Origin of the sequence: Variovorax paradoxus, assembly GCF_022009635.1 — a bacterium.
In the GTDB taxonomy this organism is placed as follows: Bacteria; Pseudomonadota; Gammaproteobacteria; order Burkholderiales; family Burkholderiaceae_C; genus Variovorax.
This window is the reverse complement of record NZ_CP091716.1, coordinates 822,433-846,233: the sequence shown is the minus strand read 5'-3', so window position 1 is coordinate 846,233 and position 23,801 is coordinate 822,433. Positions and strand designations below refer to the sequence as shown.

Here is a 23,801-nt window from a genome sequence, read left to right as displayed (position 1 = left end):
AGGCTCCTCGGACGCAGGAGATTGTCGTGCCCGGCGCCGGTCGCGGCCTCAGCCCGACGCCTCCGGCGCCGCAATGCGCTGCCCCGCCGGCGAACTCGCCAGGCTCTGCGCCGGCCTTCTCAGCGTCGCGTCGAACGGATTGATCCTCGGCCCGATGGCGGCCGCCTCGCGCTTGAGCAGCTCGACCACCGTCGGCATGCGGTCGGCGTTGAGCCGGTCGGCGATGGTGCCCACGCTCAGCGCGGCCACCGCGCGGCCCTCGCGGTCGAGGATCGGCACGGCCACGCCGGCCATGCCTTCGAGCAGGCCGGTGTTGCGTCCGGCGTAGCCCTGCTGCCGCACGCGCTCGATCTCGGTGCGCAGGTAGACCTCGTCGTACACGCCGTACTCCCGCACGCGCGACAGGTTGAAGCGGATCACCTCCTCGCGCTCGGCCTCGGGCAGGAACGCGAGGATCGCCAGTGCGCCCTGCCCCACGCCCAGCGCGATGCGCCCGCCGATGTCGCCCGTGAACGAGCGGATGGGAAACGGCCCCTCACTCCTGTCCAGGCACACCGCGTCGAAGCCGCTGCGCGCCAGCAGGAAGATGCTGTCGCCCAGGCTCGCGCACAGCCGCAGCAGCACCGGCCGGCAAATGGAGCGCAGGTCGCCGGGGTTGCCCGCGCTCGCGGCGAGCGCGAAGAAATCGATGCTGAGTCGGTAGAGCTTGCTGCGCTCGTCCTGCTCGACCATGCCCTCGGCCATGAGCGATTGCAGCAGACGGTGCGTGGTGGCCTGGGTCAGGCCCACGGAACGTGCGATCTGGGTCACGCGCCCGCCTTCGGCCTGCACCGCGCCGAGCGCGCGAATCACCGAGAAGACGCGCGGCACGCCGCCGCTGGCCGCGGTTGCCGCCGATGGGGTTTCCATACCTTCTTCCTTTGGAATTTCACTGATGCCTTTTGGCCATGATATTTCATTCAATGGAATAAATTGAAGAAAGATTCTGATTAATGGAATACCCGAGGCGATCTGGCGCAATCGTTGCAATAGAGTGAATTGAAAGAAGCAAGCTGTCCATGGCATGCACCAAGCTGAAACAAGGTGCCCGACGCCATCTTTTCGCCCCCGCAGAAAGGCCTGTTCCATGTCATTCCTCCGGCTCACCGACGTGACCAAGTTCTACGGCGCCACCCGCGCGGTGTCGGCCATGAACCTGGCGGTGGAAAAGGGCGAGTTCGTTTCGCTGCTCGGCCCCTCGGGCTGCGGCAAGACGACCACGCTGCAGATGATCGCGGGCTTCGAGGCCGTGAGCAGCGGCCGCATCGAACTCGCGGGCAAGGACATCACGCATGCCAAGGCCAACACGCGCGGGCTGGGCATCGTGTTCCAGACCTACGCCCTCTTCCCGCACATGACGGTGGCCGACAACGTGAGCTTCGGCCTGGAGATGCGCAAGATGCCCAAGGCCGAACGCACCGAACGGGTGAAGCAGGCGCTGGCGCTGGTGCACCTGGAAGCGCACGCCGCGCGCTATCCGCGCGAGCTGTCGGGCGGCCAGCGGCAGCGCGTGGCGCTGGCGCGCGCGCTCGTCATCGAGCCGCCGGTGCTGCTGCTGGACGAGCCCCTGTCCAACCTCGACGCCAAGCTGCGCGAGGAGATGCAGTTCGAGCTGCGCCAGATCCAGCGCAAGGTCGGCACCACCACGGTGATGGTCACGCACGACCAGAGCGAGGCCATGTCGATCAGCGACCGCGTGGTGGTGATGGAAGGCGGCTGCGCCACGCAGATCGACCATCCGCAGCGGGTGTACGAGCACCCGAGCACGCGCTTCATTTCCACCTTCGTGGGCAAGGCCAACCTGCTCGACTGCCGCGTGTCCGGCAGCGGCGCCGCGCGCACCTGCGTGGAGGTCGGCGCGCTGTCGCTCGACGTGGACGACACCGGCTTTCGCGTCGACACAGCCGCGCTGCTGAGCGTGCGGCCCGAAAAACTGCAGCTGGTGCCAACAGGCCGGGGCCGCATCGACGGCGAGGTGCAGGAGCGCTTCTTCCTCGGCAGCCAGTGGCTCTACCGCATCGCCACGCCGGTCGGCGACCTCACGGTGCTGAGCCCCAACGACGGGCGCGACGCGCTGGAAGAAGGCAGCCGCACCGGCATCGACTGGCCGGCGCACTGCATGCGGCTGCTGCCCGTGGAAGAAAAGGCCGTCGCGGCATGAGCACTTCGAAAAGCAAGGCCACCCCGTGGTGGCTCTCCGGCCCCGCGCTGGTGCTGTTCACCGCGCTGCTGCTGGTGCCGCTCGCGCTCACGGCCGTGCTGTCGTTCAACGTGTACGACCCGGCCACCGGCCCCAAGTCGGGCGAATTCACGCTCGCGCACTACGCGCTGGTGTTCTCCGATTCGTACTACCTCGGCATCTTCTGGCGCACCTTCTGGGTCTCGGCGCTGGTCACGCTCATTTGCGTGCTCGTCGGCGCGCCCGAGGCCTATGTGCTCAGCCGCATGCGCAACCCCTGGCGTTCGGCGCTGCTGCTGGTGGTGCTGGCGCCGCTGCTGGTGTCGGTGGTGGTGCGGGCCTTCGGCTGGAGCATGCTGCTGGGCCCCGAGGGCGCGGTGAACGCGCTGCTGCGGCTCGTGGGCATCGGGCCGGTGAAGATCCTCTACACCAACGCCGCCGTGGTCATCGCGCTGGTGCATGTGATGCTGCCCTTCATGGTGATCCCGGTGTGGACATCGCTGCAGAAGCTCGACCCGGGCGTGGAGAACGCAGCGCTCTCGCTCAACGCCACGCCCTTCACCACGCTGCGACGCATCGTGCTGCCGCAGGTGATGCCGGGCATTCTCTCGGGCAGCCTGCTCGTGTTCGGCCTGGCCGCGAGCTCGTTCGCCATCCCGGGGCTGCTGGGCGGGCGGCGGCTGAAGATGGTCGCGACCATCGTCTACGACGAATACCTGAGCGAACTCAACTGGCCGCTGGGCGCGGCCGTGGCATTGGTTCTGCTGGTGGCGAACCTGGTGGTCATGCTGAGCTACAACCGTCTGGTCGAAGGCCGATACAAAAAGGCCTTGGGGTAACACCATGAACAAGAACGGCCCCATCGCCCTCGCGTTCAACGCGCTCGTCATCGTCTTCATGCTGGCGCCGCTGGTGGTGGTGTGCATCGTGGCGTTCACGCCCGAGAACACGCTGACCATCCCGACCACGCGCTTCTCGCTGCGCTGGTTCGAGGCGGTGTTCGCGCACCCCGACTTCATGCAGTCGTTCTGGAACAGCCTGTGGCTGGCGCTCAGCTCGGCCACCATCGCGACGCTGCTCGCGGTGCCGGCCGGCATGGCGATCACGCGCTACGAGTTTGCAGGGCGCGACTTCCTCAACGGCCTGTTCCTGTCGCCGCTGATCGTGCCGCACCTGGTGCTGGGCGTGGCGCTGCTGCGGCTGTTCGCGCTGGTGGGCGGCACCGGCAGTTTCGGCTGGCTGGTGATGGCGCATGCGCTCATCGTCACGCCCTACACGCTGCGCCTCGTGGTGGCGGCGCTGGTGGGCTTCGACCGCAGCGCCGAGCAGGCCGCGCTGTCGCTTGGCGCGAGCCAGGCCACGGTGTTCCGGCGCATCACGCTGCCGATGATCCTGCCGGGCGTCACGGGCGGCTGGATGCTGGCCTTCATCAACAGCTTCGACGAAGTGACGATGTCGATCTTCGTGACCGCGCCGAGCACGGTGACGCTGCCGGTGCGCATGTACATGTACGCGACCGAATCGATCGATCCGCTGATGGCGGCGGTTTCGGCGCTGATGGTGGCCGTGACGGCCTGCGCGATGGTGCTGCTGGACCGCATCTACGGCCTGGACCGCGTGCTGGTGGGACGCAGATAAGAAATGACGAAGCCTTCATCCGCCTTGTTGCATCGCGTGGCCGAACAGGCCGGCCGCGAGGCCGTGCACTTCACGCTCGACGGTGCCCCCGCCAGCGCGCTGGCCGGCGACACCGTGCTGACCGCCGTGCTCACCCAATGCGGCCAGCTGCGCCGCAACGAATTCAGCGGCCTGCCGCGCGCGGGCTTCTGCATGATGGGCGCCTGCCAGGACTGCTGGATTTCAAAGGACGACGGCGAGCGGCTGCGCGCCTGCTCCACCTTCATCGCGCCCGGCATGGCGCTCGTGACCGGAAGGAACGGCGCATGACGGCCACGCTCCGCCCCGTGATCGTCGGCGCCGGCCCGGCCGGCGTGCGCGCGGCGCAGACGCTGGTGGCGCACGGGCTGCGGCCGGTGGTGATCGACGAGGCGCCGCGCGCCGGCGGGCAGATCTACCGGCGTCCGCCCGCAGTCCTCGCGCAGCGAACCGCGCGAACGCTCTACGGCTTCGAGTCGAAGCGCGCCGACGCGCTGCACCAGGCCTTCGACGCGCTGCAGGGCCGCATCGAGCACCGCCCCGACAGCCTGGTGTGGAACGCGCAAGACCATCAACTCGACGTGCTGCACAACCCGACGCGCGGCACCAGCCGCGTGCCCTACAGCCATCTGATCGTGGCGACCGGCGCCACCGACCGCGTGCTGCCGGTGCCGGGCTGGACGCTGCCGGGCGTGTACACGCTGGGCGGGGCGCAGGTGGCGCTGAAGTTCCAGGGCTGCGCCATCGGCCGGCGCGTGGTGTTCATGGGCACCGGGCCGCTGCTGTACCTGGTGGCGTACCAGTATGCGAAGGCCGGCGTGCGGGTGGCGGCGGTGCTCGACACCGCGCGCCTGGCCGACCAGCTTGCCGCCACGCCCGCGATGCTGGCGCAGCCGACGGTGTTCGCCAAGGGCGTGTACTACGTCGGCTGGCTGCGCGCGCACGGCATTGCGCTGCACGGCGGCGTGCGACCGCTGCGCGTGCTGGGCGACGAGGCGCAGGGCCGCGTGACCGGCGTGGCATGGCAGGACGGCGGCGAGGAACGCACGCTGGACTGCGATGCCGTGGGCTTCGGCTACGCGCTGCGCTCCGAGACGCAACTAGCCGACCTGCTCGGCTGCCGCTTCGACTACGCGCCGCTACACCGGGCACACCTGCCGGTGCGCGACGCGGCGGGCCGCGCGAGCGTCGAGGGCGTGTACCTCGCGGGCGATGGCGCCGGCATCATGGGCGCGGATGCGGCCGAGTGGGCCGGCGAACGCGCGGCGCTGGCGCTGCTCGCGGACAACGGCGTGGCGGTCGACACCGCGCGCGCCGCCGAACTCGAACGCAAGCTCGACCGGATCACCGGCTTTCGCCACGGCCTGGAGCGCGCCTTCCCCGTGCCCGATGACTGGGCCGCGCATGCGCCCGACGATCTCGTGATCTGCCGCTGCGAGAACGTGACGGCCGGCAGCCTGCGCCAGACGATCGCCGAAGCCGGCGCCAGCGAACTGAACCGGCTGAAGGCCTTGTCGCGCGTCGGCATGGGCCGCTGCCAGGGCCGCATGTGCGGCGTGGCCGCGGCCGAAATCCTCGCGCATGCCACGCAGCAGCCGCTGCAGCAGGTCGGCCGGCTGCGCGGGCAGGCGCCGATCAAGCCGATCCCGATCTGGCTCGCGCCAGCCGAAGGGGGCGGCGCATGAGCGGCATCAGGAAACTGCAGACCGAGGTCGCCATCGTCGGCGGCGGTATCGTCGGTTCTTCCGCCGCGCTGGCGCTGCGGCACATGGGCATCGACGTGGTGCTGCTGGAGCGCGACTTCTGCGGTTCGCGTTCCAGCGGCGTGAACTTCGGCGGCGTGCGGCGCCAGGGCCGGCCGGTGAGCCAGCTGCCGCTGGCGCAGCGTGCGCACCGCATCTGGGGCCGGCTGCCCGAGCTGCTGGGCACCGACGGCGAATACCTGCGTTCGGGCCATTTCAAGATCGCGCGCAGCGAGGCCGACATGGCCTCGCTGGAGCGTTATCGCGCACTCAGCAGCGACTTCGACCTGGGTCTGGAGCTGATCTCCGCCGCGCGGCTGCGCGCGCAATGCCCCTGGCTCGGCACGCGCGCCGTGGGCGGCTCGCTGTGCATCGAGGACGGACAGGCCAACCCGCGCCTGGTGTCGCCGGCCTTCGCGCTGGCGGCGGCCCGCGCTGGCGCGCAGGTCTTCGAGCGCCACAAGGTCGACGAGGTGGCGCACGACGGCGCGCTGTTCACGGTGCGCTCGACCCATGCGGACGGCACGCTCGAAGTGCAGGCACCGGTGCTGCTCAACTGCGCGGGCGCCTGGGCCAGCGCCATCGCCGGCCAGTTCGGGGAGATGCCGCCCTTGTCCGCGCGCAGCCCCCTGATGGCGGTGACCGAGCCGGTGCCGCGCTTCATGACATGGAGCCTCGGCGTCGAGGGCGGCGGCATCTACTGCCGGCAGGTGGAGCGCGGCAACCTCGTGCTCGGCGGCGGCACCGGCATCACGCTCGATGCCGACCGCGCGCGCGCCGAGCGCGACGGCATCGCCACGCTCGCGGCGCAGGCGGTGGAGCTGCTGCCGGCCCTGCGCCATGCGCACATCATCCGCACCTGGGGCGGCACCGAGGGCTACCTGCCCGACCGCCAGCCGGTGCTCGGCGCGAGCCGCACCACGCCCGGCCTGTTCCACGGCTTCGGCTTCTCGGGCGCGGGCTTCCAGATCGGCCCGGCCGCCGGCGAAGTGCTGGCCGAACTGGCGCGCGACGGGCGCAGCGACACGCCCATCGACGCCTTCGCCATCGAGCGCTTCGACGAAGCACCCGTTTCCCCGTCCCTTGCAGCTTCCCCCACCTGAACCTGATTGGAGAGCATCACCATGTCACGCACCGCCAAGTCCCCGACCTCCGTCCTTCTCCTGGCCGCGCTGCTCGCGGCCGCCGGCACCGCCGGCGCGCAGACCAAGACCATCTACATCGGCATGAACGGCGGCACCATGGAGAAGGCGTACACGCAGTACGTGTTCCCGGCCTTCGAGAAAGCCTACGGCGCGAAGGTGGTGGTGGTGCCCGGCACCTCGTCCGACATCCTCGCGAAGGCGCAGGCCAACAAGGACAAGCCGCAGATGCACGTGATGTTCCTGGACGACGGCGTCATGGTGCGTGCCATCGGCATGGGCCTGTGCCAGAAGCAGAAGCCCAGCCAGTCGCTCAGTGAGATCTATCCCGCCGCACGCTTCAAGGACGACATGGCCAGCGGCGTGAGCCTGGGCATGACCGGCCTGGCCTACAACGCCAAGATGTTCAAGGAAAAGGGCTGGGCGCCGCCCACCTCGTGGATGGACCTGGCCGACCCCAAGTACAAGGGCAAGGTGGTGTTCCAGTCGATGTCGTCGTCGTCCTTCGGGCTGCACGGCTTCCTGATGTTCAACCGCATCCAGGGCGGCAACGACAGGAACGTGGAGCCGGGTTTCAAGGCCTGGCCCACCACCATCGGGCCGAACGTGCTGGAGTACATCCCGAGTTCGGCCAAGCTGTCGGAGATGGTTCAGACCGGCGAGGCCGCCATCTTCCCGCTCACGCCCACGGCCGTCGCGGCGCTCAAGACCAAGGGCATTCCGGTGGAATACGCGCCGCCCAAGGAAGGCGCTGTGGTGCTGATGGTGGGCCAGTGCGTGATCGCCAACAACAGCGAGCCCGAGCTGTCGCAGAAGCTCGCCGAGTTCTTGCTGAGCCCGGTGGCGCAGGCCAACGTGCTGCAGTACGGCGCGCAGATCCCGACCAACCCCAAGACCCCCGCCGAGGGCGAAGGCGCGGCGCAGGTGGCGGACATCAACAAGTGGATGAAGACCGCGGTGACCATCGACTGGGAAAGCATCAACGCCAATCGCCCCGCGTGGAACGCGCGCTGGAACAAGACCATAGAGAAGTGATCGGTCAGCCCTGCGCGCCGGTTCTTCCCGTCCTGCGCAGCAGCACCGGCAGGCACAGCAGATAGAGCGAAGCCCCAGCCAGCCACACGATGCCCGGAAAGCGCGTGCGGAACGCGAAGTAGAGCGGGCTGATGAGCAGCGGGCCGAACACCGCCGCCAGACTGGTGATGCTCGCGAGCACGCCCTGCAGCCGGCCCTGCTGCGCCTGGCCCACGCGCGCCGACAGCGTCGCCTGCAGCGCGGGCGCGCAGACGCCGCCCATGCACAGCAGCGGCAGCATGGCGATCGCCATCCAGCCCTGCGTGGCGAAGGCGATCAGCGCATAGCCCGTGCCGTCCGCAATGATGCCGACGGCGATGGCCGCTCGCTCGCCCCAGCGCTCGACCAGCGGGCCCGCGACGAAGCCCTGCACCAGCGCATGGAGCAGGCCGAAGACCGCGAGCGAAAGGCCGACCATGGTGCCGTTCCAGGCGTAGCGGTCCTGGCCGTAGATCACCCAGGTCGTGCCGGCGACTTCGCCCACCAGCACCAGCAGCAGGAACACGCCGAGCAAGGGCAGCAGCGCCGGAAAGCTGGTGGCCCAGCGCAGCGGCGCGAGCGGATGCAGCACGCCGCGGTCGAAGGGCTGCGACGCGAGCGCCGGCGGTCGCGACTCGCGCAACACCAGCAGGCCGACGAGGAAGGTCAGGCCATTGAGCACCGCGGCCGCGACGAACGGCAGCCGCACGCCGTAGTCGCCGAGCACGCCGCCGATGGCCGGCCCCGCGATGAAGCCCAGGCCGAAGCAGGCGCCCATGCGACCGAACCAGCGTGCGCGCTGGTTCTCGGGCGTGAGGTCGGCAATGGCGGCGGAGGCCACGGCGGTGCTCGCGCCCGTCATGCCCGCGATGGCGCGGCCCAGGAACAGCATCCACAGCGACGGCGCGAAGGCCATGAAGAGCGCATCGATGGCGGAGCCCGCCACGGAGATGAGCAACACCGGCCGGCGGCCGAAGCGGTCGCTGAGAGCGCCGAGCACGGGTGCGCAGAGGAACTGCATCAGCGCGTAGAGCGAGAGAAAGGCGCCGAAGCGCCAGCCGAGATCGCCGGTATGGCCGACCTCGCGCAGCAGGCTCGGCACGATGGGCATGACCAAGCTGATGCCGATGGCGTCGAGCGTGACGATCGCCAGGATCACCGCATGCGCATGGCGGCCCTTCGCGTCGGAAGGCGGTGGGTAAGTGGTGGAATTTATCATTGATAAGGAATTATCAGCGATAAATTCTGGGCTGTGAAGTACCCTCCCGAATCGACATCGGCACGCACATCTGAATGAAACTGGACCGCGAAGTGATCCTCGAGACAGCCCTCGCGCTGCTCGACGAGGTCGGCATGGACAAGCTCAGCACCCGCCTGCTGGCCGAACGGCTGGGCGTGCAGCAGCCGGCGCTGTACTGGCATTTCAGGAACAAGCGGGCGCTGCTCGACGCGATGAACAGCGAACTGCTGCGCCGCGCCCACGACCGCAAGCTGCCGTTGCCGGACGAATCGTGGGAGACCTTCCTGCGCGAGAACGCGCGCAGCTTCCGGCGTGCGCTGCTGGCGCGGCGCGACGGCGCCCGGCTGCACGCCGGCACCGAGCCCGATCCGGGCGACCTGGAAATGGTGGAGGCCCAGCTCGCGGCCGTGGTCGACCGCGGCGTGCCTGCAACGCAGGCGATGACGTTGCTGATCGCGCTGGGCCGCTACACGGTGGGCTGCGTGCTGGAGGAACAGGCGGCGCCGCCGGACGCCGAGGCGCGGCAGCAGGCGCTCGATGCCTCCGCCGCCTCGCGCCCGCTGCTGGCCGAAGCCTTCGCGAACTACCGCGAGGCCGGACCGGATGCGATGTTCGACATCGGCGTGGACCTCATGATCGAAGGCGCGAAGGCGCGCCTTGCCAACGCAGGGGCGGCGGAGGCTAGTCCTGCGCCGCGCCGCAAATCCAGCCGGCGGCCTTCTCCGCCATCATCAGCGTAGGGCTGTTGGTGTTGCCGCTGGTGATGGTGGGCATCGCGCCCGCATCCACCACGCGCAGACCCTGCACGCCGCGCACGCGCAGCCGCGAATCGAGCACCGCCATCGGGTCGCCGTCGGCGCCCATCTTGGTCGTGCCTACCGGATGGAAGATGGTGGTGGCAATGTCGCCGGCCAGCCGCGCCAGGTCTTCGTCGGTCTGGTACTGCGCGCCGGGCTTCCATTCCTGCGGCTGGTACTTGGCGAGCGCCGGCTGCGACGCGATGCGGCGCGTCACGCGCAGCGAATCGGCAGCCACCTTGCGGTCTTCGTCAGTGCTCAGGTAGTTGGGGGCGATGGCCGGCGCGTCCTGAAAGCGTCCGCTCTTGATGCGCACCGCGCCACGGCTCGTGGGGTTGAGGTTGCACACGCTCGCGGTGAACGCCGGAAAGCTGTGCAGCGGATCGCCGAAGGCATCGAGCGACAGCGGCTGCACGTGGTACTGCAGGTTCGGCCACTCATGGTCGGGCGAACTGCGCGTGAATGCGCCGAGCTGCGAGGGCGCCATGCTCATCGGCCCGCTGCGCCTGAGCATGTACTCGAGCCCGATCTTGGCCTTGCCGAACATCGACGAGGCCAGCACGTTGAGCGTGGGCGCGCCGCTGATCTTGTAGACCGCGCGGATCTGCAGGTGGTCCTGCAGGTTGGCGCCGACACCGGGCGCGTCGAGCACCACGTCGATGCCGTGCTGGCGCAGCAGCGCCGCCGGGCCGATGCCCGAAAGCTGCAGGATCTGCGGCGAGCCGATGGCGCCCGCGCTCAGGATCACCTCGCGCGAAGCGTGCGCGGTGACCATCTCGCTGCCGTTCCACACTTCGGCGCCGGTGCAGCGGCGCGTGCCGTCGGGCTGCGTCTCGAACAGCAGGCGCGACACCTGCGCGCCGGTCCACAGCTCGAAGTTGGGCCTGCCATAGCAGGTCGGACGCAGGAAGGCCTTGGCGGTGTTCCAGCGCCAACCGTTCTTCTGGTTGACCTGAAAGTAGCCAACGCCCTCGTTGCTGCCGCGGTTGAAGTCGGTGGTGTGCGGCACGTCGGCCTGGGCCGCGGCTTCGGCGAAGGCGTCGAGGATGTCCCAGCGCAGCCGCTGCTTCTCGACGCGCCATTCGCCGCCGGCGCCGTGCATCTCGTCGGCGCCCAGGTAGAAGTCTTCGTGTTTCTTGAACGCCGGCAGCACGTTCTGCCAGCGCCATGACTCGTCGCCCGTGAGCCGCGCCCACTGCTCGTAGTCGCGCGACTGGCCGCGCATGTAGATCATGCCGTTGATGCTGGAGCTGCCGCCCAGCGTCTTGCCGCGCGGATAGCGCAGCACGCGGCCGTTCAGGCCCGCATCGGGCTCGGTGCTGTAGAGCCAGTCGGTGCGCGGATTGCCGATGCAATACAGGTAGCCGACCGGAATGTGGATCCAGTGGTAGTCGTCCTTGCGGCCGGCCTCGACGAGCAGCACGCGCTTGCTCTTGTCGGCGCTGAGCCGGTTGGCCATGAGCGAGCCGGCGGTGCCGGCCCCGATGATGATGTAGTCGAATTGGGTCTCGCTCATGGCGTTTTGCTTGTCTCTCTTTTTTGTTCGACGGAATTCCCGGGCGGAATCGCGGCGCCCCTCGCGCCGCTGCGCATGCTACTTGGCCGTAGGCATCACGAACTCGGCGCCCTTGCCGATGCTCTCGGGCCAGCGCTGCATGACCGACTTCTGCTTGGTGTAGAAGCGCACGCCCTCTTCGCCGTAGGCGTGCATGTCGCCGAACAGCGAACGCTTCCAGCCGCCGAAGCCGTGCCAGGCCATGGGCACCGGGATCGGCACGTTGATGCCGACCATGCCCACCTGGATGCGGCGGCTGAATTCGCGCGCCACGTTGCCGTCGCGGGTGAAGCAGCTCACGCCGTTGCCGAACTCGTGCGCATTGACCAGGTCGACGGCATCCTTGAAGTTGGCCACGCGCACGCAGCTGAGCACCGGGCCGAAGATCTCTTCCTTGTAGATGCGCATCTCGGGCGTGACGTTGTCGAACAGCGTGCCGCCCATCCAGAAGCCGTCGCCGCAGCCTTCGCCCGCCTTGTTGCCGTCGAACTTGCGGCCGTCGACCAAGAGCTTCGCGCCTTCCTTCTCGCCCAGGTCGATGTAGCCGGTGATGCGCTCGTGCGCGGCACGGGTGACGATCGGGCCCATCTCGGCCGCGAGGTTGGTGCCGTTGAGCACCTGCAGCGTCTTCGTGCGCTCGATGAGCTTGGGGATGATCTTGTCGGCCACGTCGCCCACCAGCACCGCCACGCTGATGGCCATGCAGCGCTCGCCGGCGGAGCCGTAGCCGGCGCCGATCAGTGCGTCGACGGTCTGGTCGATGTCGGCGTCGGGCAGCACCACCATGTGGTTCTTCGCGCCGCCCAGGGCCTGCACGCGCTTGCCGTGGCGTGCGCCGGTTTCGTAGATGTAGTTGGCGATGGGCGTGGAGCCGACGAAGCTGATGGCCTTGACGTCCGGGTGCTCCAGCAGCGCGTCGACCGCGACCTTGTCGCCCTGCACCACGTTGAACACGCCGTCGGGCAGGCCGGCTTCCTTGAGCAGCTCGGCCATGCGCAGCGAGGCGCTCGGGTCGGTCGGGCTGGGCTTGAGCACGAAGGTGTTGCCCGCGGCAATGGCCACCGGGAACATCCACATCGGCACCATCACCGGGAAGTTGAAAGGCGTGATGCCGGCGACCACGCCCAAGGGCTGGCGCAGGGTCCAGTTGTCGATGCCGGTGCTCACCTGGTCGGTGAAGTCGCCCTTGAGCAGCTGCGGAATGCCGCAGGCGAACTCGACGATGTCGATGCCGCGGCTGACTTCGCCCTGCGCGTCGGTGAAGACCTTGCCGTGCTCGGCGGTGATGAGGTGGGCCAGCTCGTCCTTGTGCTCGTTGAGCAGCTGCAGGAACTTGAACATGACGCGCGCGCGGCGGATCGGCGGGGTGTCGGCCCAGGCCGGGAAGGCGGCCTGCGCGGCCGCCACGGCGGCGGCAACCTGGGCGACATCGGCCAGGCCGACCTTGCCGGTGACGGCGCCGGTGGCGGGGTTGGTCACGTCCTGCGTGCGGCCGGAAGTGTTGGCGGCGGGTTGGCCGCCGATGAAGTGGTCGATGTTGGTGGTGGGCATGGGTCTGTGCTTTCGCGTGACGGATCAAGAGGGAGAGTGCGGCCAGTTTAGGCAGCGGCCCCGTCCGCGCCTAGACACGAAACTTGAACTTATTGTTCGCTATGGCGAACAATGCAAGCATGAAACCCCAAAATATCGAGTCGCTCTGGACCCACCTGCACTGGCTCACCGTGCTCGCGCAGCAAGGCAGCTTCACCGCCGCCGCGCTGCGCCTGGGCGTGAGCAAGGCGGCCATGAGCCAGCGCATCGCCGAGCTGGAGCACGCGGCCGGCGCGCCATTGGTGCAGCGCACAACGCGCAGCGTGCGGCTCACCGAGGCGGGCCAGCGGCTGGTGGAGGACATGCGCGCGCCCTTCGAGCAGATCGCCCACAGCTTCGCGGGCGTGCGCGACCTGGCGGGCGTGCCGCGCGGGCTGGTGCGGGTGACGGCGCCGGTGGCCTTCGCACGCCAGCAGCTGGTGCCGCGGCTGGCCGACTTCCTGCGCGCGCAGCCCGAGGTGCGCATCGAACTCGACCTGTCGGACCGGCTCAGTTCGCTCGCGATGGAGGGCTTCGACCTCGCGATCCGCCACACCGCCGCGCCGCCAGACACCCACGTGGCCTGGACGCTGTGCGAGACGCGCTCGGTGCTGGTGGCCAGCCGCGCCTACCTGCGCCGCCGCGGCACGCCGCGCGAGCCGCAGGCGCTGGCCGGCCACGACTGCCTGCACTACCCGCGCGCGCAGGACACGCCGACCTGGCACTTCGAGGCCCGCAAGGCCTCGGCGCCGCGCATCACCGTGCCGGTGTCGGGCCCGCTGGTGGCGAACAACAGCGAGGCGCTGCGCGACGCGGCGCTGAGCGGGCTGGGCATCGCGCTGGTGCCCGACTTCAGCGCGCAGTCGGCGCTGCAGTCGGGCAAGCTGCAGCAGGTGCTGCCGCAATGGCGCTCGGTGGGCGCGTTCGGCGAGCGGCTGTACGCGATCCGGCCCTACGCCACGCACGTGCCGCAGGCGGTGACCGCTTTCGTGGCATGGCTGCGCGAGGCGCTGGCGGAAGGCTTCGCGGCCTGAGCAGTTAATTCAGTTCACGAACGTCAGCGACCACGCCGGGAGCACGGTCTTAAGAAAAGGTGAAGAAACGGCGTGGTGCCCTACGCGAACGAGGGGTCTGGAACACCTGTACCCTGGAAGCACCCGGTTACGATGCGCGATTCGCACGCTGGTTTTTGTTTACTTTCCTGCTCATCCGCCCTATGTCTCCTGCCCACTTGCCTGCCGACGCCTCAGCCGCCGACAGCGCGTGGCCCCGTGTCGGGCAGCAGGAGCAGGACGGCCGGCAGTGGACCGTGGCAACCGGCCGCTGGACCACGCTGGCGATGTCGTCCAAGCCGGCCTGGCAGGCGCTGTCGAAGAGCCTGGAGGCCGCGCCGGCCGCCGACGACCGCGCGTGGGACCTGCGCCCGATCCAGCAGCTCGACCACATCGGCGCGCAGTTGCTGTGGGAGCACTGGCACCACGCCTGGCCCGCCACGCTCGAGATGGCGCCGCAGCACAAGGCGGTGCTCGACCAGGTCGCGCAATACACCGTCGCCACGCCCGTCGAGCCTTCGCCCACGCTGAACGACCGCGTGCGCGCGTTCTCGCACAACGGCCCGCGCGCGATGATCGTGATGCGCGACTTCACCGGCCTGCTCGGCCAGCTCGCGATCGACCTGTGCGCGCTGGTCCGCGCGCCGCACCGCGGACCGTGGCGCGATTTTTCCGGGCACCTGTACCAGTTCGGCGCGACCGCGCTGCACATCACGGCGCTGGTCGGGCTATTGATCGGCGTGGTGCTGGCCTACCTGATCTCGCAGCAGCTGCGGCAGTACGGCGCCGAGACCTTCGTGGTCAACATCCTCGGCCTCTCGCTGATCCGCGAGCTGGGGCCGGTGCTGGCGGCCGTGCTGATCGCCGGGCGCTCGGGCTCGGCCATCACCGCGCAGATCGGCGTGATGCGCGTGACCGAGGAACTCGACGCCATGCGCGTGATGGGCATACCGCACGGCTTCCGGCTGGTGATGCCGCGCGTGCTGGCGCTGGCCATCGCGATGCCGCTGATCAGCCTCTGGACCTCGATGGCCGCGCTTGCGGGCGGCATGCTGGCGGCCGACGCGGCGCTCAATATTTCCCCGTCGTACTTTTTGTCGGCGCTGCCGCGCGCGGTGCCTATCTCCAACCTGTGGCTGGCCATGGCCAAGTCGGCGGTGTTCGGCGTGATGATCGCGCTGATCGGCTGCTACTTCGGCATGAAGGTCAAGCCCAACACCGAGAGCCTGGGGCGCGGCACCACCTCGTCGGTCGTGACCTCTATCACCGCCGTGATCCTGGTGGACGCGCTCTTCGCCGTGCTCTTCAAGGGCATCGGCTTCCGGGGATGACGCGATGAGCATGCCCGTGCGCCCCGACACCGACCAGACCGTGGTGGACATCCGCGGCCTGTGGACGGTGTTCAAGAATGCCGACGGCGAGCAGGTGGTGCATCGCGACCTGCGGCTGCACATCGACCGCGGCGAGGTGCTGTCGCTGGTCGGCGGCTCGGGCACCGGCAAGACGGTGCTGCTGCGCCAGATCCTCGGGCTGGAAAAGCCCACGCGCGGCCATGTCGAGGTGCTGGGCCAGGAGCCCGGCGAGCTCAGCGCCTCGGGCGCGGCCAACGTGGGCATGCTGTTCCAGCACGGCGCGCTGTTCTCGGCCTTCAGCGTGCTGGAGAACATCGCCTTTCCGCTGCGCGAACTCAAGCTGCTGCCCGACGAGCTGATCCGCCACGCGGCGCTGGTGAAGCTGCAGATGGTGGGCCTGGAGCCCCGGCACGCCAACATGAGCCCGTCGGACCTGTCGGGCGGCATGATCAAGCGCGTGGCGCTGGCACGCGCGCTCATCATGGACCCGCCGCTGCTGCTGCTGGACGAACCCACGGCCGGCCTGGACCCGGAGGCGTCCGACAGCTTCTGCACCCTGCTGCGCGGCCTGCACCGCGAGCTGGGCCTGACGGTGGTGATGGTCACGCACGACCTGGACACGCTGTTCGACCTGAGCACCCGCATCGCGGTGCTGGCCGACCAGAAGGTGATCGTCACCGGCGCGGCGCGCGAGGTCATCGCGTACCCGCACCCGTTCATCCACGAATACTTTCTCGGCGGGCGCGGACAGCGCGCCCTGGAAGCCCTGCACGACAAGCCCGCCGACGCATCTCTCGCATCGCAGCCCGCCGCCGAGGCGGGCCGCTGAAAGGTAGGTAGCCATCATGGAAAACAAGGCCCATGCCCTCGCCGCCGGCGCCTTCGTGCTCGGCCTGATCGCCGCGCTCATTGCGCTGGTGATCTGGTTCACGCGCGACAACACCGTGCGCAACGTCTACGAACTGTCCACGCGCGAGGCCGTGAGCGGCCTGCAGCCGCAGGCCATGGTGCGCTACCGCGGCATCGCGGTGGGCAAGGTGACGTCGATCGACTTCGACCCCAAGGTCAAGGGCAACGTGCGGGTGCGCATCACGGTCGACGAGCGCGTGCCGCTCACCACCTCCAGCTTCGCCACGCTGAGCTATCAGGGCGTGACCGGCCTGGCCTTCATCGCGCTGGACGACAAGGGCGAGTCGACCGTGTCGCTCAAGCCGGACAACGACGACCCGCCGCGCATTCCGCTCAAGCCGTCGATGCTGGCGCAGCTGCAGGACCGCGGCGAGGCCATCATCAACCAGGTCGAGGAAGTGACCAAGCGCGCCAACCAGCTGTTGAGCGACCCCAACCAGAAGCGCGCCGCCGACGCGCTGGAGAACATCGCGGCCGCCTCGGCCAGCGCCAACACGCTGCTCAAGACGCTCGACAACACCGTGAAGACCGGCTTGAACCCGGCGCTGACGAAGCTGCCCGACACCATGGCCTCGGTGAAGAAGGCGGCGGGCGACGTCTCGCGCGTGGCCAACAACTTCAACACCACTGTCGTGCGGCTGAATGCGCCAGACGGACCGGTCGAGCGCCTGAGCGACGGCACCAAGGCACTGGCGCAGGCGGTCGATTCGTTCAACGCCGCAACGCTTCCGCGCGTGAACCGCGTGGCCGACGACACATCGCACGCCATCCGCCGGCTGGGCCGCGCGGCCGACAGCATCAACGACAACCCGCAATCGCTGCTGTTCGGCAACGGCGGCACGGCGGCCGGCCCGGGCGAACCGGGTTTCAGCGCGCCCGCCGCGACGCGGCCCTGAGGGAGACAAGAGGCCATCATGACCATGAACGCCACCATCCACGCCATCCGATCCCTGGCCAGGCCGTGCCGTGCTGCTGCCGCTGCGGCGTTGGCCATAGGCTTCGCGCTGCTGGCCGCCGGCTGCGGCGCGCTGCCCGACAAGCCCGCGCGCGCCGCGCTGTACGACTTCGGTCCCGGCCCGGCCGCCACCGCGCAAGCCCCGGCTTCGGCGCCGGCGCAGATGCGCCCCACGCTGGCGCTGGCCGAGTTCGAGAGCAACAGCCGCCTGGACGGCACGCAGATCCTCTACCGCCTGGGCTACGCCGACGCCAACGAACTGCGGCCCTACGGACAGTCGCGCTGGAGCATGCCGCCGGCGCAACTGCTGCGCCAGCGGCTGCGCGACACGCTGTCGGAGCGCCGCATGGTGCTCGGCCCGGAAGAAAGCGCGACCATCTCGCGCAGCAAGGGCGAAGTGCCCGACACGCTGCGCATCTCGCTCGACGAGTTCACCCACTATTTCGATTCGGCCAGCGCCAGCACGGGCCTGGTGCGCCTGCGCGCCACGCTGATCCGCGGCACCCCCGGCGGCGACCGCGTGCTGGGCCAGCGCGTGTTCACCGTGCGCAGCCCCGCCCCGAGCGCCGACGCGCCCGGCGGCGTGAAAGCGCTGATCGCCGCCAGCGACGCGGCCGTGGCCGAGGTGGTGCAGTGGGTCGACCAGTTGCAGCAGCAACCGCCCCGGCAGTAACCTGCGGCTGGAACGGAGGAGCTACACCATGAACGCAACACGCATCGTCGGCATCCTGCTGATCGTGGCCGGCCTCGCCGTGCTGGCCCTGGGAAGCTTCAGCTTCACCAAGGAAACCCATCAAGCCAAGTTGGGGCCGCTGGAGTTCTCGGTGAAAGAGAAGCAGACCGTCAACCTGCCGGCATGGGCCGGGGTGGCGGTGATCGTAGTGGGCGGGGCGCTGGTTTTGCTGGGTGGCAAAAGAGGCTGAGGCCCTTGCCCCGTCTGGCGCTTCAGTCGCCCGCAGGCGCGGTCGCAGCGCCCAGCTTCTGCTCGACTGCTTTCACCATCCGATCGCCCAGCACGAGCTGGCCCTGTGTCGAAATATGGGTGTCGTTGGGGAAGTAGAAGTCTTTCATCTTCGTCTTCTCCTCCACCGCGAAGGTGAAGAGGTCAGGCCCCAGATCGGTCTGGCGTAGCGCCTTGACGAACGCTTGCGAATGCGACGGCTCCAGGTAAGTAGTCCATTTGTTCGGCACCACCATCCACAGGATCGGCACTTTCGCATGTGCCTGCGTGAATGCCTGCATCTGCGTCAGATGCATTGGCGCGATCTCTCCCAGTTGCTGGTCGCCCCTCAGAAACAACGCCATGTCGCAGCGTCGATGGCTGAAAAGCAGGCATCCGTTTTCAACAGGCAAGGCTTGGGTCTGTTGATCGCAGTCACGGCGCACCTTCCCGGCGATGGCCGCGCGAGTACAGCGGGCCGTCAGCCAGCCTGAAACGATTTGCGCGTCCCAGTTCAGGGCAAATCCGGGTACGTGATCCGGCGGTGGGGAGAGCGGTTCGACACGGGCGGCGAGCGGCGCCGTCATGTCGCCGCACTTTTGCGAGTTCGTAAGCCGCAGCGCCAGAAGGCGCTCCACGCTTTCTGCGATCACCAGCTTGCCGCGGAAACCCGCCGCCGCGAGCCAATCGTCGAAGTTGTCGCACAGCCTGTTGTCGATCGAATCCCAGAATATCGTCGTCACTGCATGACCCTTTTCTGCCAGCCGCGACTGCCATAGATGCGTGGCCGAAAAGCTGTCGCCGATCACCAGAATCTCGGCCTGCTCGATGGGGGCTGCATCCAGCAGCGTGGCCGCGACACGCGGCGGCTCGATGCGCCAGCCGAATTCATGGTCTGAAATGCGGCCGATGCGCGCCAGGTCACCGTAGGGAATGGGCGTGATCAGAGTCTGGAACAACAAGCCCGTATAGACAGCAAAGCCCGTCAGAAATATCGACAACCAGAGTTTTGCGGGAGCCATCTATGAAAAAGGGTATGCGGAAGCGCGAGCTGGCGGTGCCTCACGGGCGCGAGAGTTTAGACCTTCGTCCCGGCAAAGGCCTGCTTGAGTTCAGCCCCAACCCGCCAGCAACTTCGGCAACAGGTCTTCCGACGCGCCCCGCAGCACCACGGAGGCCGCATCGTCCAGGTGCGGCAGCGGCTCCAGGTTCAGCGTGATCAACCGCGCGCCGTGCGCCAGCGCCGTCTGCGGCAACTCGGCCGCGGGATAGACGATGGTGGTGCTGCCCACCACCATGAACAGATCGCACTCCTGCGCGGCCACTTGCGCGTCGAGCAGCACGCCGGCATTCAGCATCTCGCCGAACATCACGACGTCGGGCCGTGCGTGCGAGCCGCAGCGCAGGCAGCGGTGGAAGGGCCAGGGGCCGCTGCGGTTGCCGCAGCGGTCGCAGCGCCAGCGGCGCAGCGAGCCGTGCAGTTCGAGCACGTCCTGCCCGCCCGCCAGCGAGAGCAGGCCGTCGACGTTCTGGGTGACAAGCCGGGTGGCGGGGCGCAGCCGCTGCAGCGTGGCAAGCGCGGCGTGGCCAGGGTTGGGCTGCGCCGATTCGATCACCGACATGCGCTGCGCCCAGAACTTGGTGAAACCCGACGGGTCGCGCGCCAGGTCTTCGGCGTGGGAAAACTGCAGGGCGTTCTGGCTCTTCCAGAGGCCGTCGGCGTCGCGGTAGGTCGGGATGCCGGAGGCGCGGGACAGTCCGGCGCCGGAGAACACGACGATGCGCCGGGCATCGCGCAGCAGCCGTGCGGCCGCCTGTACTGCTTCGAAGGTGGAGGTGTTTTCTGGTGTGACGGGCGTCATCGCTCTGGTTTGGGGGAATTCGCGGGGGCGGGAACGGCGGTGGCGCCCAGGCGCTGGGACACGGTGTCCGCGCAGGCCCTGAGCGCGCGGGAAATCTCACCGTCCCACGCTGTGTTGAAGATGCCGGCCGGGCCGATGGCGGTGACGGCCAGCACGATGGCGCCAGTGTGATCGAAGACCGGCGCGGCCATCGCGCTCACGCCTTCGATGACCTCGCCGTCGGAGCGGCTGATGCCGTGGTCGCGCACCTCTTTCAGCTGGCGCTCGAAGTCGCTCCATGAAGGCAGCGGCTGCACCGGCGGCATGCCGGCCGGCGGCGGTGGCTCGCCGCCCTTGCGCTGTTTCTGGCGCTGGCGTTCTTCCTCGAGCAGGCTGCGCACCACCTCGGCGTCCAGGTAGGTGGCGAAGACGCGGCCCGAGGCGGTGTTGGTCAGCGAGAACACCGTGCCGTGCCGCATGTTCACGTGCACCGGCGACGGCGATTCGGCCGTGCGGACGATGGTCGCGCCGCGCGCCCCCCACACGGCCAGCGCCACGGTATGGCCGATCTGCTGCGCGAGCTGGCCGATCAGCGGCGTGGCGATGTGCACCGGGTCGGCCTGCTGCAGGCTGATGAGCCCCAGTTGCAAGGCGAGCGGGCCGAGCAGATAGTGGCCGCTGGCGCGGTCCTGCTCGATGAGACCCAGGCGCCCGAAGCTGACCATGTACGGGTGCGCCTTGGCGGCCGTCATGTCGGCCTCGCGCGCCAGGTCCTTCAGCGCCATGGGACGGCCGTGGTGCACCAGCGCCCGCAGCAGCTGGCCGCCGACCTCGATGCTCTGGATGCCGCGCTGGGCGCGGTCGGTGTCAGTGGCCATGGCTGCCTTTGGCGTCCGGTTGTTCGTTCATGAAGAAGGGATTAGACATTAACTGATCCGGCGCTTACACTTCAAAAATTCGTTAACCGCAAATTCGTTCGACCTAAACGAATTTCAAATTCCACCCCACCGACGGAGACACCCGATGAGCCAAGCCAAGAAATTCGCCAGCCAGGCCGACATGGAAGAGAAGAAGATCACCTTCAGCCAGATCTCCGAACATGCCTGGGCCTACACCGCCGAAGGCGACCCCAACACCGGCATCGTGATCGGCGACGACTGCGTGCTGGTGGCCGACACCCAGGCCACGCCCGCCATGGCCGCCGACGTGGTGCGCCGCATCCGCGAGGTGACCGACAAGCCCATCAAGTACGTGGTGCTCACGCACTACCACGCGGTGCGCGTGCTGGGCGCGGCGGGCTACGGCGCCGAACACGTGCTGGCCAGCCAGGACACGCGCGACCTGATCGTCGAGCGCGGCGAGCAAGACAAGGCCAGCGAAATCGGCCGCTTCCCGCGCCTGTTCCAGAACGTCGAGACCGTGCCCCCGGGCCTGACCTGGCCCACCATGACCTTCACCGGCAAGATGACGCTGTGGCTGGGCAAGCTCGAGGTGCAACTCATCCAGCTGGGCCGCGGCCACACCAAGGGCGACACCGTCGTCTGGCTGCCGCAGGAACGCACACTGCTGTCGGGCGACCTGGTCGAGTTCGGCGCCACGCCGTACGCGGGCGACGCCTACTTCAAGGACTGGCCGCAGACGCTGGACAACATCGCCGCGCTCAAGCCCGTGGCGCTGGTGCCGGGCCGCGGCGCCGCGCTCACCACGCCCGAAGCCGTCGCCGAGGGCCTGACGGGCACGCGCGACTTCATCTCCGACGTGTACGCCAGCGTGCAGGAAGGCGTGAAGGCCGGCCGCGACCTGAACGCGGTCTACAAGGAAACCTACGCCAAGCTCAAGCCCAAGTACAGCCAGTGGGTGATCTTCGACCACTGCATGCCTTTCGACGTGAGCCGCGCGTACGACGAGGCCTCGGGCCACGCCGATCCGCGCGTGTGGACGGCCGAGCGCGACATCGAGATGTGGAAGGCCCTCGAAGGCTGATCGGTATTTCTCCCTCCCCTTCCGGGGGAGGGTTGGGGTGGGGGCTGACGGCCTTGAACGCCGCGCGGCATCGACAGCCGCCTGCCCCCATCCCAACCTTCCCCCAGCGGGGGAAGGAGCAAGACAAGGACAAAGGACACGGAGACAAGTACGTGATCGACTACCAAAGCCTGCGCTTCGACTACAAGCACCACGCCGACCAGGACGCGGCGGCACCGGCGCACCATCCCGTCGTGATCGTCGGCGCCGGCCCGGTGGGCCTCACGCTGGCCATCGACCTCGCATTGCGGCAGGTGCCCGTGGTGCTGCTCGACAACGACAACACCCTTTCGAGCGGCTCGCGCGCGATCTGCTTCGCCAAGCGCACGCTCGAAGTGTTCGACCGCCTCGGCTGCGGCGACCGCATGGTCGACAAGGGCGTGTCGTGGAACGTGGGCAAGGTGTTCTTCCACGACGAGCAGGTCTACCGCTTCGACCTGCTGCCCGAGCCGGGCCACGAGCGCCCGGCATTCATCAACCTGCAGCAGTACTACGTCGAGGGCTATCTCGTCGAGCGCGTGGCCGCGCTGCCGCTGATCGACCTGCGCTGGAACAGCAAGGTCACCGGCATCGAGCAGCGCGAAGACGGCGCCGTGCTCACGGTGGAAACGCCCGACGGCGACTACCGGCTGCAGGCCGGCTACGTCGCGGCCTGCGACGGCTCGCGCTCCAATCTGCGCCAGCTGCTGGGCCAGGAAGCCAAGGGCCGCGTGTTCCGCGACCGCTTCCTGATCGCCGACATCACGATGGACGCGCAGTTGCCCACAGAGCGCCGCTTCTGGTTCGATCCCTCGTTCCACCCCGGCCAGAGCGTGCTGCTGCACAAGCAGGCCGACGGCATGTGGCGCGTCGACTTCCAGCTCGGCTGGGACGCCGACCCGGCGGAAGAGCGCAAGCCCGAGAACATCACGCCGCGGGTGCGCGCGCTGCTCGACAGCATCGGCTTCGAGGGCGTGCAGTTCCAGATCGGCTGGGCCAGCGTCTACACCTTCGCCTGCCAGCGCATGGCGCACTTCCGCCACGGCCGCGTGCTGTTCGCGGGCGATTCGGCGCACGGCGTGTCGCCGTTCGGCGCGCGCGGCGCCAACTCGGGCGTGCAGGACGCGGACAACCTCGCCTGGAAGCTAGCGGCCGTGGTGCAGGGCCAGGCGCCCGATGCGCTGCTCGACAGCTATGCCAGCGAGCGCGAGTTCGCGGCCGACGAGAACATCCGCAACTCCACGCGCGCCACCGACTTCATCACGCCCAAGAGCGACGTGAGCCGCCTGTTCCGCGACGCGGTGCTGGAGCTGACCCGGCGCCATGCCTTCGCGCGCACGCTGGTCAACAGCGGGCGGCTGTCGGTGGCCACGGTGCTGCGCGATTCGCCGCTCAACACGCCGGACGCCGAGGCCTTCGCCGGCGCGATGGTGCCCGGCGCCGCGGCGGCCGACGCGCCCGTGGTGCGCGCCGACGGCAGCACCGGCTGGCTGCTGCGCGAGTGCCATGCCGAGCGCTTCACCGCGCTGGTGTTCGGCCAGGGCGAAGCCGCCGAACGCAGCCTGCGGGCATTGAAGGAATGCGAGCTTCCGCTGCACGTGGTGCGTGTGGAAGACAGCGCCACTGCCGGCGGCGAGCTCGCCACCCGGCGCTACGACGCGCAGCCCGGCACCGTCTACCTGCTGCGGCCCGACCAGCACGTGTGCGCGCGCTGGCGCAGGCCCACGCCCACCCTCATCCGCGCGGCCGTCGACCGCGCACTGGCCAAGGCATGAACGC

The 23,801-nt window shown here is 68.9% G+C and carries 23 protein-coding genes; 16 read left to right on the top strand and 7 right to left on the bottom strand.

The window, feature by feature from the left end; all coding sequences use genetic code 11:
- Positions 1–48: 48 nt before the first annotated feature.
- Positions 49–909 (bottom strand): IclR family transcriptional regulator, encoded by an 861-nt coding sequence (locus tag L3V85_RS04215; RefSeq protein ID WP_237678155.1) that lies wholly within the window; start codon positions 907–909, stop codon positions 49–51.
- Between the two features lie 217 nt (positions 910–1,126).
- Between L3V85_RS04215 and L3V85_RS04210 the strand changes: the two genes are divergently transcribed.
- The 7 genes from L3V85_RS04210 to L3V85_RS04180 are packed head-to-tail and all read left to right on the top strand — an operon-like array spanning position 1,127 to position 7,793.
- On the top strand, positions 1,127–2,200 hold the full coding sequence (locus L3V85_RS04210) for an ABC transporter ATP-binding protein (RefSeq protein ID WP_237678154.1): 1,074 nt from the start codon (positions 1,127–1,129) through the stop codon (positions 2,198–2,200).
- Positions 2,197–3,057: an ABC transporter permease gene (locus tag L3V85_RS04205; protein WP_237678153.1), complete on the top strand. Its 861-nt coding sequence runs from the start codon at positions 2,197–2,199 to the stop codon at positions 3,055–3,057. The genes L3V85_RS04210 and L3V85_RS04205 overlap by 4 nt, the downstream gene beginning before the upstream one ends.
- A 4-nt stretch (positions 3,058–3,061) precedes the next feature.
- Entirely contained in the window at positions 3,062–3,856 is a 795-nt protein-coding gene (locus L3V85_RS04200; RefSeq protein WP_237678152.1) for an ABC transporter permease, read from the top strand.
- 3 nt (positions 3,857–3,859) lie between these two features.
- Positions 3,860–4,165 carry a (2Fe-2S)-binding protein gene (locus L3V85_RS04195; RefSeq protein WP_237678151.1) on the top strand — a complete coding sequence of 102 codons (306 nt, stop codon included), beginning with the start codon at positions 3,860–3,862 and terminating at the stop codon, positions 4,163–4,165.
- Positions 4,162–5,559: an NAD(P)/FAD-dependent oxidoreductase gene (locus L3V85_RS04190; RefSeq protein ID WP_237678150.1), complete on the top strand. Its 1,398-nt coding sequence runs from the start codon at positions 4,162–4,164 to the stop codon at positions 5,557–5,559. Before L3V85_RS04195 ends, L3V85_RS04190 begins: the two co-directional genes overlap by 4 nt.
- Positions 5,556–6,719 carry an NAD(P)/FAD-dependent oxidoreductase gene (locus tag L3V85_RS04185; RefSeq protein ID WP_237678149.1) on the top strand — a complete coding sequence of 388 codons (1,164 nt, stop codon included), beginning with the start codon at positions 5,556–5,558 and terminating at the stop codon, positions 6,717–6,719. The genes L3V85_RS04190 and L3V85_RS04185 overlap by 4 nt, the downstream gene beginning before the upstream one ends.
- A gap of 21 nt (positions 6,720–6,740) precedes the next feature.
- Positions 6,741–7,793, top strand: a complete 1,053-nt coding sequence (locus L3V85_RS04180) for an ABC transporter substrate-binding protein (protein WP_237678148.1) — start codon at positions 6,741–6,743, stop codon at positions 7,791–7,793.
- A gap of 4 nt (positions 7,794–7,797) precedes the next feature.
- On the opposite strand, the gene tet is transcribed toward L3V85_RS04180, so the two are convergent.
- On the bottom strand, positions 7,798–9,030 hold the full coding sequence (gene tet, locus L3V85_RS04175; protein WP_237678147.1) for a Tet(A)/Tet(B)/Tet(C) family tetracycline efflux MFS transporter: 1,233 nt from the start codon (positions 9,028–9,030) through the stop codon (positions 7,798–7,800).
- A gap of 74 nt (positions 9,031–9,104) precedes the next feature.
- On the opposite strand from tet, the gene tetR reads away from it, so the two are divergent.
- The gene (gene tetR / locus L3V85_RS04170; RefSeq protein WP_237678146.1) at positions 9,105–9,791 is read left to right on the top strand and encodes a tetracycline resistance transcriptional repressor TetR; all 687 of its coding nucleotides are present in this window, start codon (positions 9,105–9,107) and stop codon (positions 9,789–9,791) included.
- Here tetR and L3V85_RS04165 read toward each other — a convergent pair.
- Both L3V85_RS04165 and L3V85_RS04160 read right to left on the bottom strand, forming a co-directional pair.
- A complete protein-coding gene (locus L3V85_RS04165) occupies positions 9,733–11,364 on the bottom strand; it encodes a GMC family oxidoreductase (RefSeq protein ID WP_237678145.1) in 1,632 nt (543 codons plus the stop codon). The two genes, tetR and L3V85_RS04165, sit on opposite strands and share 59 nt — an antisense overlap.
- Before the next feature lie 78 nt (positions 11,365–11,442).
- Positions 11,443–12,954: a CoA-acylating methylmalonate-semialdehyde dehydrogenase gene (locus L3V85_RS04160; protein WP_237678144.1), complete on the bottom strand. Its 1,512-nt coding sequence runs from the start codon at positions 12,952–12,954 to the stop codon at positions 11,443–11,445.
- A gap of 119 nt (positions 12,955–13,073) precedes the next feature.
- On the opposite strand from L3V85_RS04160, the gene L3V85_RS04155 reads away from it, so the two are divergent.
- The 6 genes from L3V85_RS04155 to L3V85_RS04130 all read left to right on the top strand — a co-directional run bounded on the left by L3V85_RS04155 (position 13,074) and on the right by L3V85_RS04130 (position 18,163).
- The gene (locus L3V85_RS04155) at positions 13,074–14,006 is read left to right on the top strand and encodes a LysR family transcriptional regulator (protein WP_237678143.1); all 933 of its coding nucleotides are present in this window, start codon (positions 13,074–13,076) and stop codon (positions 14,004–14,006) included.
- 182 nt (positions 14,007–14,188) lie between these two features.
- The gene (locus tag L3V85_RS04150) at positions 14,189–15,355 is read left to right on the top strand and encodes an MlaE family ABC transporter permease (protein ID WP_237678142.1); all 1,167 of its coding nucleotides are present in this window, start codon (positions 14,189–14,191) and stop codon (positions 15,353–15,355) included.
- Between the two features lie 4 nt (positions 15,356–15,359).
- Positions 15,360–16,205, top strand: coding sequence for an ABC transporter ATP-binding protein (locus L3V85_RS04145; protein WP_237678141.1), 846 nt, complete (start codon positions 15,360–15,362; stop codon positions 16,203–16,205).
- A gap of 16 nt (positions 16,206–16,221) precedes the next feature.
- Positions 16,222–17,181, top strand: coding sequence for an MlaD family protein (locus tag L3V85_RS04140; protein ID WP_237678140.1), 960 nt, complete (start codon positions 16,222–16,224; stop codon positions 17,179–17,181).
- A gap of 18 nt (positions 17,182–17,199) precedes the next feature.
- Positions 17,200–17,913, top strand: a complete 714-nt coding sequence (locus L3V85_RS04135; RefSeq protein ID WP_414080184.1) for an ABC-type transport auxiliary lipoprotein family protein — start codon at positions 17,200–17,202, stop codon at positions 17,911–17,913.
- Between the two features lie 28 nt (positions 17,914–17,941).
- Positions 17,942–18,163 (top strand): hypothetical protein, encoded by a 222-nt coding sequence (locus L3V85_RS04130; RefSeq protein ID WP_237678139.1) that lies wholly within the window; start codon positions 17,942–17,944, stop codon positions 18,161–18,163.
- Between the two features lie 22 nt (positions 18,164–18,185).
- On the opposite strand, the gene L3V85_RS04125 is transcribed toward L3V85_RS04130, so the two are convergent.
- From L3V85_RS04125 to L3V85_RS04115, 3 genes are all read right to left on the bottom strand, one after another.
- Positions 18,186–19,202 carry a hypothetical protein gene (locus L3V85_RS04125; protein ID WP_237678138.1) on the bottom strand — a complete coding sequence of 339 codons (1,017 nt, stop codon included), beginning with the start codon at positions 19,200–19,202 and terminating at the stop codon, positions 18,186–18,188.
- A gap of 90 nt (positions 19,203–19,292) precedes the next feature.
- Positions 19,293–20,042, bottom strand: a complete 750-nt coding sequence (locus L3V85_RS04120) for an SIR2 family NAD-dependent protein deacylase (RefSeq protein WP_237678137.1) — start codon at positions 20,040–20,042, stop codon at positions 19,293–19,295.
- Complete coding sequence (locus tag L3V85_RS04115) at positions 20,039–20,899, bottom strand: IclR family transcriptional regulator (protein WP_237678136.1); 861 nt, start codon at positions 20,897–20,899, stop codon at positions 20,039–20,041. The genes L3V85_RS04120 and L3V85_RS04115 overlap by 4 nt, the downstream gene beginning before the upstream one ends.
- Before the next feature lie 145 nt (positions 20,900–21,044).
- On the opposite strand from L3V85_RS04115, the gene L3V85_RS04110 reads away from it, so the two are divergent.
- Together L3V85_RS04110 and L3V85_RS04105 are read left to right on the top strand one after the other, a co-directional pair.
- Positions 21,045–22,004, top strand: coding sequence for an MBL fold metallo-hydrolase (locus tag L3V85_RS04110; RefSeq protein WP_237678135.1), 960 nt, complete (start codon positions 21,045–21,047; stop codon positions 22,002–22,004).
- Positions 22,005–22,156: 152 nt separating this feature from the next.
- Positions 22,157–23,797 (top strand): FAD-dependent oxidoreductase, encoded by a 1,641-nt coding sequence (locus tag L3V85_RS04105; RefSeq protein WP_237678134.1) that lies wholly within the window; start codon positions 22,157–22,159, stop codon positions 23,795–23,797.
- Positions 23,798–23,801: the final 4 nt, after the last annotated feature.